The organism is Niastella sp. sgz303648 (assembly GCF_059587045.1).
The window spans coordinates 1-14,640 of sequence record NZ_JCAPSW010000003.1 but is presented as its reverse complement, the minus strand read 5'-3'; the positions used below and the strand labels follow the sequence as shown (position 1 = coordinate 14,640).

15 protein-coding genes are annotated in these 14,640 nt (G+C 41.4%); 9 read left to right on the top strand and 6 right to left on the bottom strand.

What is annotated here, in order from left to right; all coding sequences use genetic code 11:
* Positions 1-138 precede the first annotated feature (138 nt).
* The gene (locus AC59IL_RS08845) at positions 139-600 is read left to right on the top strand and encodes an Lrp/AsnC family transcriptional regulator (RefSeq protein WP_496551750.1); all 462 of its coding nucleotides are present in this window, start codon (positions 139-141) and stop codon (positions 598-600) included.
* Between the two features lie 79 nt (positions 601-679).
* Positions 680-1,180: a CAP domain-containing protein gene (locus AC59IL_RS08840; RefSeq protein WP_496551749.1), complete on the top strand. Its 501-nt coding sequence runs from the start codon at positions 680-682 to the stop codon at positions 1,178-1,180.
* A gap of 93 nt (positions 1,181-1,273) precedes the next feature.
* On the opposite strand, the gene AC59IL_RS08835 is transcribed toward AC59IL_RS08840, so the two are convergent.
* Together AC59IL_RS08835 and AC59IL_RS08830 are read right to left on the bottom strand one after the other, a co-directional pair.
* Positions 1,274-1,414: a hypothetical protein gene (locus AC59IL_RS08835; protein ID WP_496551748.1), complete on the bottom strand. Its 141-nt coding sequence runs from the start codon at positions 1,412-1,414 to the stop codon at positions 1,274-1,276.
* Between the two features lie 335 nt (positions 1,415-1,749).
* Positions 1,750-2,424 (bottom strand): TIGR02117 family protein, encoded by a 675-nt coding sequence (locus AC59IL_RS08830; RefSeq protein WP_496551747.1) that lies wholly within the window; start codon positions 2,422-2,424, stop codon positions 1,750-1,752.
* A 345-nt stretch (positions 2,425-2,769) separates the two neighbouring features.
* On the opposite strand from AC59IL_RS08830, the gene AC59IL_RS08825 reads away from it, so the two are divergent.
* Positions 2,770-3,153 (top strand): YybH family protein, encoded by a 384-nt coding sequence (locus AC59IL_RS08825; protein ID WP_496551746.1) that lies wholly within the window; start codon positions 2,770-2,772, stop codon positions 3,151-3,153.
* Between the two features lie 65 nt (positions 3,154-3,218).
* On the opposite strand, the gene AC59IL_RS08820 is transcribed toward AC59IL_RS08825, so the two are convergent.
* Entirely contained in the window at positions 3,219-4,034 is an 816-nt protein-coding gene (locus tag AC59IL_RS08820; protein WP_496551745.1) for a DUF6597 domain-containing transcriptional factor, read from the bottom strand.
* A 42-nt stretch (positions 4,035-4,076) separates the two neighbouring features.
* Positions 4,077-5,780 (bottom strand): S41 family peptidase, encoded by a 1,704-nt coding sequence (locus AC59IL_RS08815; protein WP_496551744.1) that lies wholly within the window; start codon positions 5,778-5,780, stop codon positions 4,077-4,079.
* A gap of 385 nt (positions 5,781-6,165) precedes the next feature.
* Here AC59IL_RS08815 and AC59IL_RS08810 point away from each other — a divergent pair, with 385 nt between their 5' ends.
* From AC59IL_RS08810 to AC59IL_RS08795, 4 genes are all read left to right on the top strand, one after another.
* On the top strand, positions 6,166-8,601 hold the full coding sequence (locus AC59IL_RS08810; protein WP_496551743.1) for a BamA/TamA family outer membrane protein: 2,436 nt from the start codon (positions 6,166-6,168) through the stop codon (positions 8,599-8,601).
* Positions 8,602-8,890: 289 nt separating this feature from the next.
* Positions 8,891-9,184: an NIPSNAP family protein gene (locus AC59IL_RS08805; protein ID WP_496551742.1), complete on the top strand. Its 294-nt coding sequence runs from the start codon at positions 8,891-8,893 to the stop codon at positions 9,182-9,184.
* 144 nt (positions 9,185-9,328) lie between these two features.
* Positions 9,329-10,252 carry a hypothetical protein gene (locus AC59IL_RS08800; protein WP_496551741.1) on the top strand — a complete coding sequence of 308 codons (924 nt, stop codon included), beginning with the start codon at positions 9,329-9,331 and terminating at the stop codon, positions 10,250-10,252.
* Positions 10,249-10,590, top strand: coding sequence for a hypothetical protein (locus tag AC59IL_RS08795; RefSeq protein WP_496551740.1), 342 nt, complete (start codon positions 10,249-10,251; stop codon positions 10,588-10,590). The genes AC59IL_RS08800 and AC59IL_RS08795 overlap by 4 nt, the downstream gene beginning before the upstream one ends.
* A 142-nt stretch (positions 10,591-10,732) precedes the next feature.
* Here the strand turns inward: AC59IL_RS08795 and AC59IL_RS08790 are convergent, their stop codons facing one another.
* Positions 10,733-11,170 (bottom strand): TlpA family protein disulfide reductase, encoded by a 438-nt coding sequence (locus AC59IL_RS08790; protein ID WP_496552501.1) that lies wholly within the window; start codon positions 11,168-11,170, stop codon positions 10,733-10,735.
* A gap of 142 nt (positions 11,171-11,312) precedes the next feature.
* On the opposite strand from AC59IL_RS08790, the gene AC59IL_RS08785 reads away from it, so the two are divergent.
* Positions 11,313-12,179: an ester cyclase gene (locus tag AC59IL_RS08785; RefSeq protein ID WP_496551739.1), complete on the top strand. Its 867-nt coding sequence runs from the start codon at positions 11,313-11,315 to the stop codon at positions 12,177-12,179.
* Positions 12,180-12,267: 88 nt separating this feature from the next.
* On the top strand, positions 12,268-13,056 hold the full coding sequence (locus AC59IL_RS08780) for a DUF3050 domain-containing protein (protein WP_496551738.1): 789 nt from the start codon (positions 12,268-12,270) through the stop codon (positions 13,054-13,056).
* A gap of 218 nt (positions 13,057-13,274) precedes the next feature.
* Here the strand turns inward: AC59IL_RS08780 and AC59IL_RS08775 are convergent, their stop codons facing one another.
* Positions 13,275-14,120 (bottom strand): formylglycine-generating enzyme family protein, encoded by an 846-nt coding sequence (locus AC59IL_RS08775; RefSeq protein WP_496551737.1) that lies wholly within the window; start codon positions 14,118-14,120, stop codon positions 13,275-13,277.
* Positions 14,121-14,640: the final 520 nt, after the last annotated feature.

Below are 14,640 nucleotides of genomic sequence, written 5' to 3'. Positions count from 1 at the left end.
ATTTATTCAGGTAAAGCTCCGGATGCTTTATTTTTAAACCCTGAATGCAAAACTACCAAAGGCTGCACGCAGGATTTTTGCAAATAAATTTGATAAGGTATTTTTTTAAGCGATTTTCTAACCCAAAACGACGAAAAAATGCAGGAGCTGGATGAGCACGATAAAATGCTGCTAAGGCATTTACAACAAAACAATAAAATCACGGCCGACGAGTTGGGCGAATTGGTGAATCTGAGTTCAAGCGCAGTACAGCGAAGATTAAAAAGATTAAGGGATGAGAAAATTATTGAAGCAGACGTATCTGTTATTTCGCCATTGGCAGCCGGCATTGGTATTACTTGTGTAGTTGATGTAATATTAGCCGAAGGAAATTCAAAGTCAATAGATAAATTCAAAGCAACCATGCATAAATGTACCGAGGTAATGCAATGCTATTACGTTACAGGTACCTACGACTTTGTACTTATTGTTAATACAAAAGACATGAAGCACTATGAAGAATTTTCAAAAGAATGGTTAATGGACAATGAAAATGTAAAACATTTTTACACCCATGTGGTAATGGACAGAGTGAAAGTGGGCTATGGCGTATCGATATAATCCGGTTTTAACAAATATTAAATATTCTTTATCTCATTATGGTATAGATTTGGCGTTAATCACAACGTAATCCTATTGTATGAAGCATATTTTTCCCCTCGCCCTTGTATTATTGTCTTTGAGTTTTAGAGAAGCCAGGCCCGAACCCGCTGCAGCGCCCGGTCATACACCTGATATCAGCTACGCAACTTCTGATGTAAGTGGAAAAATGGCGAGTGATGTACTGGGGTATGTAAATGATTATCGCCGGAAAAAAAGGCTGCCTGCATTAGTAATGAATAGTATTATAAGTGCCCAGGCCCAAAAGCATAGTGATAACATGGCAGCGCATCGCACCTCATTTGGACATAATGGTTTTCAAAAACGAATGAACAACATATCATCACAGATCGGAGGCATTACTACTACTGCAGAAAATGTGGCGTTTGGCAGCCTTACTGCAAAAGAAGTGGTAGAAAACTGGTTGCAAAGCCCCGGTCACCGCCAGAATATCGAAGGCCCCTATAATCTCACGGGCATTGGCATTACCGCCGACAGCAGGGGCAATTTGTATTTCACTCAAATATTTGCGGGCAAATAAAGCAGTGCACTACGCACGCATAAATACAAAAACCTCCTTGTTTAAGGGAGGAAAAAAAGGATGTTGATGACCGGTAGCATATACAAGTGTATATTAGCTGGCTGCGATATACTCCTGCAGGGTAATTTTACCGCTTATTACCTGTGTATATAAGAAGTTTTTGTCGGTGTTCGATTTTTTAATCTGAGCAACCAGTTCTTTGTCGAAAAACAATGATTTAATAATAGTTATCATAGTTGTATGTTTTTATGTTATTAAACTGTTGTAATAATGGCGTTGAACAACCGGGCAGAAGATCGTTGATGAATTACATTAATCAAAGTAGCAGTGAAATCGTTGAAGGCTAACAACCGGCAGTTAATGCGTGTGCCGTTAAGCGGGATATCTATTTAACAGTACAAAGATATTACGGCTTTTTTATAGGTTTTAATCAACTTAAGGCATATTCTATTATGCCAAAAAAAAGAGAGTTTTTCATGAAACGTTGGTTGTCACTGAGTTTCATGGCTAAAATATATGACGGCCAAAGCGTATTTGAACACGTTTGGGCATACTTAACCGAACAATAGTTATTGGTACTGATGAAATATACCCGTATCAAAGGGCGTCCACCAGCAGGCTTTTTGCCCACAGGCTTTTAAGCCATCGTTGGCCCAGGTATTACAGGTATGAAAAAGATTGTAGTTGCCTTTGGCTTCATAAAAAGCATCGTGATTGTTATAGCGAACGCTGGTAGCAATGGCAATAGCCGTTCCGGCAGTATCAGTTTGCAAACTTTTTTCAATGTAGGTAATCAATCGTTCGTATTGTTCCTTTGCAATAACAAGCTTTACGCAGCGCTTCCCTTCTTTCAGTTTACTGTAGTAAGTGGCATGCATAGCCGATTGGCTTAACCCGAATGCTGCTTTAAAGGCGGTGCTTGCTTTGAGGTCGGCCCAGGTGGGTGTTTCGAGATAAAAGCCTTTGTCGCCCCAGCCAAAAGAGATATAATCAAAGGTGCTATCGGGGCTCAGTGTATTTGAATATGGAATGGTGCGGCTCCAGTCTTTATGCTCGGTTTTTACCGGCAATACCAGGTCGGTATGTACGCCGTTTGTTTTTAAGTATATGCTAATTTGTGGTTGTGTATTGGGCTCGGCCTGAACGGTTAATCGTGATAGGATCCACGCACAGCCGATATACAGGAGTATCAGCAGGATAAAGGTTAATAAAGTAAAACCCGTATATTTTAATACTTTCTTCATCAGGTTATGGGTCAATGGTTTTTCTTTATTCCCTGAAAGGTGAAAAAGTAACCTGCGGCAACCGGCTTTTATAAAGTCGTTAACAGAGTTGCCAGTATAAGTATATTACTTTTTCAAATATCAGTCATGAAAAATAATGCTAATATATTTCAACTATACATACTTGTTGCTATTGTGGATAAATGTATTACCCTATAAGTCGCACATGCGGGGCTCATTAAAACAGGTGAGCACACCTGCAAGCCCGATCAATTGATCATTGCTGTTCCGTTTTGTACAATTTGCGGCCCTGGTGTTGAAATAGTTTTGTGGTGATTAATTGTAGAAACCAAAAAAATAAACACCATGAATTTACCAACAAAAGCAGAAGATGTTCATGCCACACTGGCCAATGCCTTTAATACGGGAGATGCAAACATTGTGATGAGTATGTATGATGTGGCGGGCATAATAGTTCCCGAGCCCGGCAAACCTGTTTCGGGTAAAGAAAAATTTGGGCAGGCAATAAAAGCCATTCTTGCTATTCCCGGCAAAATGGAAATCAAAACCGTGTATTGCCTGCAAACAGGAAACATTGCGGTGGGAAGATCGGAATGGAACATAACAGATAACAATGAAGTGAAGATCAGTGCAAAAGGTATTGAAGTAATGAAACAGCAACCCGATGGCTCATGGAAGATCATAATTGATCATGCATTTGGCGCCGAAAACAACCTGTTTGCTAATTAAGTGGCATTCAAAAAAGTAAAAGTCCTGCAACAAAAATGCAGGCTTTTTTTGTTGATAAAAAAAGCTCAGCTATTGGTAAGCGCAACAGACACCGGAAAAGAAGCAGCCGTGTAATCAGATGGGGTAACGCCTGTAAATGATTTGAAGTCACGTATGAAATGCGACTGATCAAAATATCCGCAATCGTAGGCAATGGAGGTTAAAGAATCCTGCTTTTTGGTTATCAGTTTCAGGCTCAGCTGAAACCGGTTTATTTTATGATAGAATTTTGGCGTAACACCGGTGTATTGTAAAAACAGTTTTTGCAAATAGCGGGGTGTTATTTCATATTTTGAGGCAATGGACTTAATATTTTCGCCCGTTGTATCCTGTTGCAACTCCTGCACTATTTGACCAACCATTGCAATTCTGTTGATATTTTTTTCTGCTGCCATCAACCTGTTCAACAGGTAATTTTCAATCAGCTCAATTCTTTTATTCAATGGTTTCATTTCTATCAGCTGTGCATGCAAAGTGTTTAGTGTATTGCCCAGCAGATCACGGGCATCAGCAACCTGATCGTTAAATTCCCATATTTGTTCCCTGAAAAAGCAGGCTGCTGAATGTGCATAGAATTTTATTCCAAGCATTTGAAGTTTGCCATGTGAACGAACAGGCAATGGCCGCGTAATTTGCCCCCATAATTCAACAGGCGGCGTTTTATGAAATACATCATTCACCGCCGACTCCCAAATACCCTGGCCCAGATTGAATATAACTTCCATGTGTCCACTGGGAAATACAATATCTTCAAGTGCTGTGCAATTATCAGACTCGAAAAAATAATAGCACCTGATGTAAGGCTTTAAACGTTCGCCGGGCGTAATTTCCTGGTACTTCATAATAGGATATACAAATTACAGTATTTTTTTCATCCATTCATTTTACTTATTGCTATTGTTAATTGTTTTCACCGCAGTTTCTATCAACTCATCTTTGCCCAATAATATTCCTTTGATAGTAGGTTTGCATTCAATATCAATTTTAACACCTTTGCGTTGCGCCACGGTGCCATCGGGGTAATAAATACCAAGGCCTGAGAATCTTGTACGAAAACCTCCCGGCAATGCAATCCACTCTGTAAAATTGCCGTCGGCGCCTGCTGAGGTGCTTCCTATGGTAGTGGTTTTGGCGGCAGCCTGCAAACCCATAACGGTGAATTCAGCATGACTTTTACTAAGCGCATTTACCAGTATTACCACTTTCCCTTTGTAGCAGTTGGTATTATCACTTCCAAAAGAACGGTCGGGCAGATATTTAAACACACCAGGATAATTATTATCAGGATAACTCATTCTGCACATTTGAAATTTATTGCACGATAACCGTGCCGTTACATTCATCCATGAATCGTGCGGATAATTGCGTACATCGAAAATGATTCCTTTGGTGTTGGTCAGCGAATCCATCATCATTTGCACATCTTTTGGCAACAACACACCCATATTCACATAGCCGATGTTGCCGTCAATTATTTTCCATGCTTTTGTTTCAGGTTCGATTAACGGCTGATATTTTTCATATCTTTTTATGATAAGTTGCTGCGTTTGTGTTGCTGTTAGTTTAACAACATGGCAAAGGCTGTCGTTCCCGGTAAACAGGTATTGTGACGAAAGGCATTCACCGGCAGCCGCTTCATTGGAAGCATTATTAATAAAAGGTAAATATTTTTTGATGCGCGCTGCAATGGTTTCGCCGTCAACTGAAATTATTACATCGTTCAGCGCAATTCCCTGTTCTTTACATAAAGCCTCATTGAAAATTGATGTTACCACTGCCTTGTCTTCAACAATGCTGCAGTGAAATGCGGTGATGCTATATTTTCCGAAAAAATTTGAAAGAGTGGGCGACCAGGTAAGAGCCGAATGTCCGTCGTTGAGTGCGCCGATCATTTTTATCATACAAACCTGGTATTGCAACGTATCGGCGGCATTATAGAACAAAGGAATAAATTCATTTAATACGGCCGGCCATTTTTGGGTAGTAATATATTTATAGGGCGAAAAGTAGTTTACAATATTCCAGTACCTGAATAACGTAAGCAACCGGTATGGCGCCGAAGGATATTGATATTCCGCCCTGGTATATGACTTTTCGTTGGTTATTTTAATTCCCTGCCCCGGCGCATTGGCAAAATAAAAATTGTTGCCCTGATGGCGGTTGTGTTGAATGTATTTTAATTGAGTGATAACATCCGGCGAAAAGCCGCTGGTTTCCATCCACGATGTGTCGAGGTTGCCAAAGAATTTTTTGGCTGTATCGCTGTCGCAGGTTGGGCAATTGTTCACCGGTGCTAATTCATTCAACCAGGCCGAAACAATATTATCTACAGTTTTTGAATTAATGGCAGTTATAAAAGCAGGCATTTTAGCTATAAGTACACTGTCCCAGTCATACTGGCCTTTGGCAACATTGGGATGATAGTATTTTAAAAGGCCCCAAACTTTGCATAAAGTGCTTAACGAGGTAATTTGAAAAGAAGAAAGTGATTTAATTGCAGGTTTGGGTAACTGATTGCCTTTGGATGCATGTATAAATAACATTAAAAAGACAGGTATCAGTACAATGCGCATTTTGATATTGTTCATCAGGATAAAATTCGGTTACTAATATACGATGAACAATTCTGAAAACGGCGGGGTGCCGCAGGAAAGAATGCCACGCGCAAAGGGGTCCCGCCATGGCGGGACAAAACTTTTTCTTAGCATTCTTAAAGATCGCGAAGCGATCAACTTTGTCCTGCCATGGCGGGAGCGTTTTTGCGAGAAACAAAAATCCTTAACTAAACGACATTGATTGCCCATTGCCTATTTTCTTACCCCCTGGCACAATTTTATATTATCTTTTTTTATGCTTTGCCATGTCAGGTTTTGTATATGCTTAACCCTTCTGTTAATTTCAATCAACAACACTGCTCAACAGGTTGTAACTGATACTTCTACATATAGAACCGTAGTTGCGAACGGTTCCTTTATGCGATCAGCATTTTTTCAACGGTTATGGGGGCGTAATCATCGAATTGAATGGGCCACCCCTGTTCGCGTGCCTGTATTATGGCTCAACAGGGTCGAAGGAGGAATAACACCTTATAAAGCCGGAGGGGGTAACGAAACAAAATCGCTGCGGTTGCGATCTGCCGCCGGCAAAGAATACGCACTTCGTTCCATTAATAAATCAAGAGAAGATGTAGTGCCTGCGACTGCTAAAGGCACTTTTTTGGAAGATATTGTAGATGATGGCATTTCTATGAGCCACCCCTACGGTGCATTTGCTGTTGCTGTTATGTCGCAAAATGCCGGTATTTACCATACCCTGCCAAAGCTGGTATATGTGCCTAAACAGGCTGCGTTAGATACTTTCAATGCTGTGTATGGCGATAAACTTTACCTGTTTGAACAAAAACCCGATGGCGACTGGCGCGAAGCAGATAACCTTGGCAATTTCACCAGCTTTCTCAGCACCAAAGAAGTAATAGAAAAACTGAAAGAAGATCATGGCTCTAAAACAGACCAGCAACAATATTTAAAATCGCGCTTGTTCGATATGCTCATCGGCGACTGGGACCGGCACGAAGGTAACTGGAGCTGGGGTGTAAAAGATTCTTCCAACATAATATGGTATGTGCCGGTACCCCGCGACCGTGACCAGGCATTTTTTGTTCACAACGGATTGCTGATCGATATCGTAATACACGCAGCAAAAGTGCCCTTTATGCAAAACTTCAACTGCCGTGTTAAAGACATTCAGGTGTTGAGTACAGAAACAAAGGATATGGACCGGCTTTTTACCAATGCGCTTACGCTTACCGATTGGATAAATGCTGCAAAATACTTACAGGATGCACTGACCGATACAGTGATATCACAATCTGTTCAGCAATTGCCGCCCGAAGTGTTTGCGGCGGCTGGTAAAGTACTGATTGAAAAATTAAAATCGCGCCGTGATCAACTGGTGCGTTTTGCTACAGAGTATTATATGTTTATTGCCCGCGAAGTAGAAGTGGTTGGAAGCAAAAAGCAGGAATATTTCGACGTTCACACTGCAGGCAACAGTGAAACAGTTGTTACCGTTTACCGCATAAACAAGGAAGGTCATAAAGAAAATACCCCCTGGTATCAAAGAACATTCAATGCCCGCGAAACAAATGAGATACGGTTGTTTGGCATTGGTGGTAATGATGTTTATAATGTAATCGATCATACGCCGGGAATAACCATTCGCATTATTGGAGGCCCTGGTAAAGATTCGGTGCTGCAGAAAGGGCATGCCGTACACGTGTATGATGATGCAGATAATACATTTCAAACTGCATCTGCCAAAATGCATATATCTTCAGATACCTCCATCCACCAATGGAATTATGAATGGTTCAATTATAACAAAAAGGGTTTTTTCCCCATAATTTATTATAGTCGTGAAGATCGCATTTATGCAGGTATTCACTACCGGTACAGAACCTATAAATGGCGCAGAGACCCATTTGCCAGCCAGTATACTGCCGCCCTGCATTACTCCATTTCACAAAATGCGTTTAGTGCATCGGTAGGGGCCTTATACCCGAATATAATTGGTCAATGGAATCTGGGATTAAAGGCAGAGTATGATGCTATACGGTGGACGAACTATTTTGGCACTGGCAACGAAACAAAGTTTGTAACCCGCAGTCTCAACTATAACAGATTGCGTGCCGAAGAATGGTTTGCAGGTGCTAACCTGTATCGCACGTTTGGTAAAAACACAGTGGGCGTGTATGCGTATTATCAAAGGGTAAGAAGCAGAAACGACACCGATCGATATGTGTCGAAAGTGTTTTCGACCACCCCTGCTGTATTTATGCCGGTTCAATATGGAACCTTACAGTTAACTTACTCTTATGTATCTGTTGATGACTCCATAGTGCCCATGAAGGGGTTTAGCTTTATCGTGAACGGTGCGCTGAGCAACAATTTCACCGAGAAGAAATTGTTTCAAAGATATGATGCCAGGCTGCAGGCATATTTTCCGTTTACCAAACGCCTTTCGCTTGCCATACGCGCCGGAGGCGCAACCATTGTGAACGATGATGTGCTGACCAACGGCCGGTATTACCAGCATGCCATCATCGGCGGACCAAAAACCTTACGGGCCTACCGCAGAGAAAGGTTCTGGGGACAAACATCTTTTTACAATAATAATGAACTGCGATTTATTACCCCATTTCATACGCACCTGGTGAATGGCCGAATAGGCCTTGTTGGTTTTTTTGATCAGGGCCGTGTTTGGATGCCCGGCGAAGAGTCGAACAAAATGCATATATCCTACGGACCGGGTTTCATCATCTCGCCTTTTAATAAATTTTCGCTCACCTGCACTTATGGTATTTCGGAAGAGATACGGCTGTTTCAAATACGGTTCGATACGTTGTTGTGAGTGTGTGCTGATTTTTACCATTCAATGGTTAAAATAGTGCATGAAATGCCTTCGCTGAAGTAATGCCGGCAGTTTGTACAGCTACAGAAATTTATAAAACCCTGCGGCAGGGTTTGAACATACCGCTGCTTAAATAACCACCTGGCAAAAGTTACATCTGCCTTTTTAAAATTGATTATTGTCAATTTATTACCTGCTTCTGTGCTTTCTCATGTTTACGAGCTGTTATTTGCTTATTGCTTTTGGATGTTATTATGTAACTGTAGTAACTTATGGTAAAACTACAGTTATGATCATTGTTCACGACATTTTTGTATGCAAGCCCGGCAACGCCTCAAAGCTGGCAAAGTTGTTTAAAGAAGCCATGGCCGATAACGTTGAGCTGGTTAACATTATGACCGATATGACAGGCCAGTATAACCGGGTGGTGATGGTAAGCCAGTATGAAAATTTATCTGCGTACGAGCAAAGCTGGGAGAAGTATAGTAAGGATGCGGAGGCCGTAAAAAAAATGAAAGAGAAAATGGCCGGTTATACCGACATGTATTTAACGGGTTCGCGTGAAGTATACCAGGTATGGTAGCCCCTTACCCAGCCTCTCCCCTGAAGGGGAGAGGAGCACACACACCCTGCTATATAATATATTGCGTATAAACTCAGGGGAAATACCGTGATAACACGGTTGTTCTGCTATCATTAACAATCGATTTTTGTCAAAAATCAGTGTATGCGAAAATCGATTGTTTATGTAGCCTTATGTTTGCTGTTAACGGCATGCGCTACGCTAACCACCACACAAATTAAAAGTGTAAATCAGTTTGCCGAAACGAGTAAGAACTTCTCGGCCTATCCCAGTAAAATATTAAGCGAGTTGTGCGATATACGCCGTCAAAGCGGTGTGTATTTTGCAGCCGGCTTAAGTGACCCCCGCAATATAGTACCCGAATTAGATAGTGTATACAGCGACCTTGTTGGCGATTTCAACGCTACGCAAAAAGTAGATATTACGTTTGAAATTATCGACAAGTATGCCCAGTCGCTTATGCTGTTATCATCCGACAAACATGCTGCCGACCTGGAGCAGCAGGCAAAAACATTTGGCACCGATATCGATTCGCTTATTACCATCTACAATGGAATCAGTGGCACTGCGCCGCTACCTACGGGCATAGGCGGGGCCGTTAAAAAACTTATTGTTTTAGCAGGCACCCAATACATAAAGATCAAACAGGCAAAAGAAATTAAAAAGTTTGTTCCACAGGCAGATGCCCTGATCAATGAAATGACAAAAAACCTTTTGGAGTTTTTACAAACAACCCATTTAAATGCATTGATCGTGGCCATGGAAACCAAAATAAGGGCCGATTTTAAAAACTATTATGGTAATACAGCCAATAAGCCATTTGCCGAGAACAGCTATAACCATTACCTGGGTTTAAAGAAACAGATCGACGAAGTAAAAGAGCTGCGCGATGAAACCGTTGTGGCCACGCAGCAATTACGACAAGCGCATGCGGCACTTTTAACTGAGATACAAACAAAGAAAACGCTGAAGGAAATGAAGGCCGAAGTGAAAGCGCTTGTTGAACAGGTAAAAGACATCAAACAAACCATTCGTGAAATTGATAATTCAAAAACCAACCGCTCATGAACACAGAAATATTAACCACGCTGAAGTTTATACAAAATGCCAAAGAAAAAGTGATTGATGAAAAAAGCAATCCCGATCTTACCGATGCCGAACGTCGCAAGCTCGACCCGCTGATCATACATCTTAATAATATCGAAAGGGCATTGATCAATGAAACCCGCGATGCCATGATCGATGCATTAAACAACGATGCATTGCCATTAAAACAACTGACCGCAGAAATAAAAGCATCTGTAGTAAAACTGCAACGGGTGGCCGGTATTGTTCAGGATGCCGCAGATAAAGTTGAAGCGCTGATAAAGATTATGGGTATTGCTGCAGAGGTGGGGTTGATTTAAAGCAGTTTGTAGTTTGAGGTTTGTAGTTTGTGGTTCTTTAAATTTTAACAGGTTTTGAAGTTTTTAGCTTTATAAAATTCCAGGAAAATTAACCGTGCCAGGGCCCTTCTTTCAAGACGGTAAAGGGCCGTGGCGCGGTTTTCTATTTTAGTAGTTTATCTATTTGATTTTCAATCACGGTTGATAACTCTTCCATTCTTCCGGCGTTATTGTTTACAATATTTCCTTTTTGATCGATTAATATATAATGAGGAACCGCATTTACATTATACGCTTTACAAACAGGATTGGCCGAAAAGCCTTCTGCACGCAGATTAATACCATCTAATTTCAGTTTTGTAATACTTTCTTTCCATTCTTTTTCTTTTGCGTCAACGCATATATTCACAAAAACCACCTCTTTGTTTTTATATTTTTCGTGTATTTGGGATGCGAAATTTTTAATTTCATATAAGCAGGGGCCGCAGGTTGTGCCCCAGAAATCGATATACACCACCTTCCCTTTAAGATTGCTGAGGGACACATTTTTACCGGCTGTATCTTTCAACGTAAAAGCCGGAGCAGGGCCGCCCGGTTTTATTGATATTGGCCGGTTCGTGAAGTATCTGTTTTCTCCTATTCATAGCCAAAGAATTTCTTTATACGCTCCTACCCCAAAATCAATGAATTTTTACAATTCCACCCCCGGCGGCCGGTATAGTTTTGTGGTAAATCAGAAACACATGAAACCATCCTTCTCAAAAATACTGGCAATGACCCTGCTCATTCCCGGTATGACCGGCGCTCAAACAACACAAACGAATTACAAAAACAATAAAAACAAGGAGATGAATATGATAGCTATTGAAACCAACAAAGAAGTTGTACAAAACCTGTACGAACAATGTTTAAATAAGAAGAACCTGTCATTGCTGAATCAGTTTATATCAGACGACTACACCCGCGGACAGGGCAAAAAAGGCGCTGCCGCTTTTGAAGAACCGTTGCTACCCCTGATCAAAGCCTTCCCTGATATTCAGTGGCATATTGAAGACATGGTAAGCGATGGCAACAAAGTAGCCGTACGGTGGAAATGGCAGGGAACGCATATTGCACAATTCACCAATTTTCCTGCAACGGGTAAAACCATTACCAATGAAGGAATGGCGGTGTATGAATTAAAAGATGGAAAGGTTATCAGCACCTATGCACTAACTGATCGGCTGGGTTTTTTACAATCGATCGATGTGTTACCTGCTGATGCATCGCAGCTCAGGAACAAAAAGGCGCCCAAAGATGCCGTAAATTTTATCGACAAATTTGTAGTGCCTGCTGCGGCCATACAGGAGTTCAAAGAAAGAGTGCACGTAAACAGAACCATGATTAAAACCTTACCCGGTTTTATTGAAGATGCAGCATATGAATACACCGACGAAAACGGAAATTTGGTTTGTGTAACCGTAGCATTATGGCAAAGCAAAGAAGCCCTGGCCAAAGCAAAAGAAACAGTGCAGGCCGAGTATAAAAAGCAGGGTTTTGATATGCCGGGGTTTATACAGCGGTTACATATTACTGTAGACAGAGGCGTGTATGCGCAGGTGCAGGATTAATATAATAAAGTGGGCCATCGGCCGGGTGGTGGATGGCTCACTATTTTACTCATAATCCCCTACTTTTGCCCCCTTTATTAGGCAAAACATGAACAAACAACTACAACAATTACAAGCGACAACAGAGCCTCTGCGGCAACAAATTATCAACCATCCTGTATATTCCGTTATTAATGATATCGATGATCTGAAAATTTTCATGCAGTATCATGTGTTTGCAGTGTGGGATTTTATGAGCTTGTTAAAAGCACTACAAAACAACCTCACCTGTACAACGGTTCCCTGGTTTCCCAAAGGATCGGCCGATACCCGATACCTTATAAACGAAATAGTAATTGGTGAAGAAAGTGATGTTGATGCTTTTGGCAACCGCAAAAGCCATTTTGAATTGTACCTCGATGCCATGCACCAATGCGGTGCGGATACCGCGAAAACAGATACTTTTATATCGGTATTACGGCAAACCAACGACCTGAACAGAGCGTTTGTTGCAGCCGGCACGCCTAAAGAAGCCAGGGAGTTTGTAAACTTCACCTTCGATGTCATTGGCAGCAACAAAGCTTATCTGCAATCGGCTATTTTCACCTTTGGCCGGGAAGATCTGATCCCTAACATGTTTTTATCTATCATCAATGATCTGAATAAAAAATTCCCCGATAGCATTTCGGTTTTCAAATATTACCTCGAACGGCATATTGAAGTAGATGGCGATCATCATTCGCACCTCGCACTGCAAATGACCAGTGAACTTTGCGGAACGAATGAGCAATACTGGCACGAGGCGGAGACTGCGATTATTGAATCATTACAAAAACGGATTGAGTTGTGGGATGGGGTGTATAAGGCGATTCAGGCAAAAACGGGTGTGCCGCATTAAAAATTTAAAGCCTCCTGGTTCATCGGGAGGCTTTAAATTAAGTGTAGAAAAGAATCAGGTCACTAATTAAATATTATCTCACTGTAATTGATATTCTGTTGCGAAGTAAGCGTTACTACCGAATTGGCCTGCGTGCTTATATTAAATTTGTACAAGCCGGTATTATTCCACAATCCCATTAATTCATTTATATGTTATTCCGTTAAAATGTATATCTGTCATCGGAAAACTTTATTTTCTGTATTCAGGTTAATGATTAACCGAAAAGATGCTTCATCTTCTATGAGCCAGGTAGCGGGAGTACGCTTGGCCGATACACAACCTATCCACTCATTACTTTCCCATGGCCAGCAATCGGCGGCGCCTCCCCTGATCAAACGGATGCGGGAGTTGCCTTTTGCATTTCGTAAAGGATGAGATCGAAAAAAATCATTGCACCATTCTGACCAAAATAAACAGCTCAAACCGAAGTTGTTCCTTTTTACTGCAGACAGATCTTTATCATAAGTTTGAAACCACTTCGAAAGTTCCTCCTGATTGGGCAGGGAATTGCCAAAACAAAACAGCGTATTGGTATTACCGCGACAAAAGTATTCCCACTGGTATTCACGGGGCAGTTCGGTTTGCAATGTAGTGGCCAGTGTTTGGGCAGTTTCAAATTCACATGCAAAATGGTCATCCGGATAATCTGTGAGGATATAATCATTATGATGTACCAGCATAGTCAGCGCATGCCGGTGCAAAAAAGGCGTTTCAGAAACGAGAAAACTTTCAACCTGCACTTCGCGTACCGGTCGCAATTCGGAGAGCGGCACGGGCAGGGGATCACAAATTTTTCTGGCAGCCTGTTCTTCACTTTTACTGAGGCCCATAGTAAACCTGCCTCCGGGGATGTAAATAAAATTCATTTCAATCGGCGCAAAGCTGAAGCGGGGTAAATTGTAATAGCAGTCGGCAAGAAACGACTCGAAGCGAAGGTCGGGCCGAAATTTTTCGATATAGCGGATCAGGTCCTGTTTTTGTTTCTCGTTTGCCAGTTGGTATTCGGTTAAAGTAAGATTCATTACAAGCAGGTTTTGAATAATGATAAAAAACGAGTGCCGGGGTTTTTGTTTCTGGTTTGTGCCCGCCCGGATGACCCGGTCGGACGGGGTTTATGGTTGCTACCGCGATAAATTGTGTTTCTGGTTTTTGGTTTGAAGTTTATTGTTGCTGCCGCGCTTTGAAAATTCATTATAATCTTTCCGCACCTTAAAGCTGAAACAGGATCAAAATTGCATAGTATGATTCACCGAAAGAACCACAAACTACAAACCTCAAACTATAAACTGCTTTACGCCCTGGCTTCCCGGCTACACCAGGGTACTAACGTGGTTACGCAGGTCAAATCAGGCAAAATGGGTTATGAAAATAGTAAAAATTTTATGAAAAGAGATGGCGCGGTTCGAAAAAATGAATGAGTAATGCTTTGCCAGGTGGTATTGCGTCAAGGCCCGTAGTATCATCTGTAAAGTTTTTTCAATCTTAAGACATACTTTGTTTACCTTTCTTTACCACCTTCTTTACACCTTCTAAGTATTTGGT

Bases quoted from the DNA above. Each gene is read 5' to 3' on its own strand.
- AC59IL_RS08845 (WP_496551750.1), top strand. From the start codon at position 139: ATGCAGGAGCTGGATGAGCACGATAAAATGCTGCTAAGGCATTTACAA.
- AC59IL_RS08840 (WP_496551749.1), top strand. From the start codon at position 680: ATGAAGCATATTTTTCCCCTCGCCCTTGTATTATTGTCTTTGAGTTTT.
- AC59IL_RS08835 (WP_496551748.1), bottom strand. From the start codon at position 1,414: ATGATAACTATTATTAAATCATTGTTTTTCGACAAAGAACTGGTTGCT.
- AC59IL_RS08830 (WP_496551747.1), bottom strand. From the start codon at position 2,424: ATGAAGAAAGTATTAAAATATACGGGTTTTACTTTATTAACCTTTATC.
- AC59IL_RS08825 (WP_496551746.1), top strand. From the start codon at position 2,770: ATGAATTTACCAACAAAAGCAGAAGATGTTCATGCCACACTGGCCAAT.
- AC59IL_RS08820 (WP_496551745.1), bottom strand. From the start codon at position 4,034: ATGAAGTACCAGGAAATTACGCCCGGCGAACGTTTAAAGCCTTACATC.
- AC59IL_RS08815 (WP_496551744.1), bottom strand. From the start codon at position 5,780: ATGAACAATATCAAAATGCGCATTGTACTGATACCTGTCTTTTTAATG.
- AC59IL_RS08810 (WP_496551743.1), top strand. From the start codon at position 6,166: ATGCGATCAGCATTTTTTCAACGGTTATGGGGGCGTAATCATCGAATT.
- AC59IL_RS08805 (WP_496551742.1), top strand. From the start codon at position 8,891: ATGATCATTGTTCACGACATTTTTGTATGCAAGCCCGGCAACGCCTCA.
- AC59IL_RS08800 (WP_496551741.1), top strand. From the start codon at position 9,329: ATGCGAAAATCGATTGTTTATGTAGCCTTATGTTTGCTGTTAACGGCA.
- AC59IL_RS08795 (WP_496551740.1), top strand. From the start codon at position 10,249: ATGAACACAGAAATATTAACCACGCTGAAGTTTATACAAAATGCCAAA.
- AC59IL_RS08785 (WP_496551739.1), top strand. From the start codon at position 11,313: ATGAAACCATCCTTCTCAAAAATACTGGCAATGACCCTGCTCATTCCC.
- AC59IL_RS08780 (WP_496551738.1), top strand. From the start codon at position 12,268: ATGAACAAACAACTACAACAATTACAAGCGACAACAGAGCCTCTGCGG.
- AC59IL_RS08775 (WP_496551737.1), bottom strand. From the start codon at position 14,120: ATGAATCTTACTTTAACCGAATACCAACTGGCAAACGAGAAACAAAAA.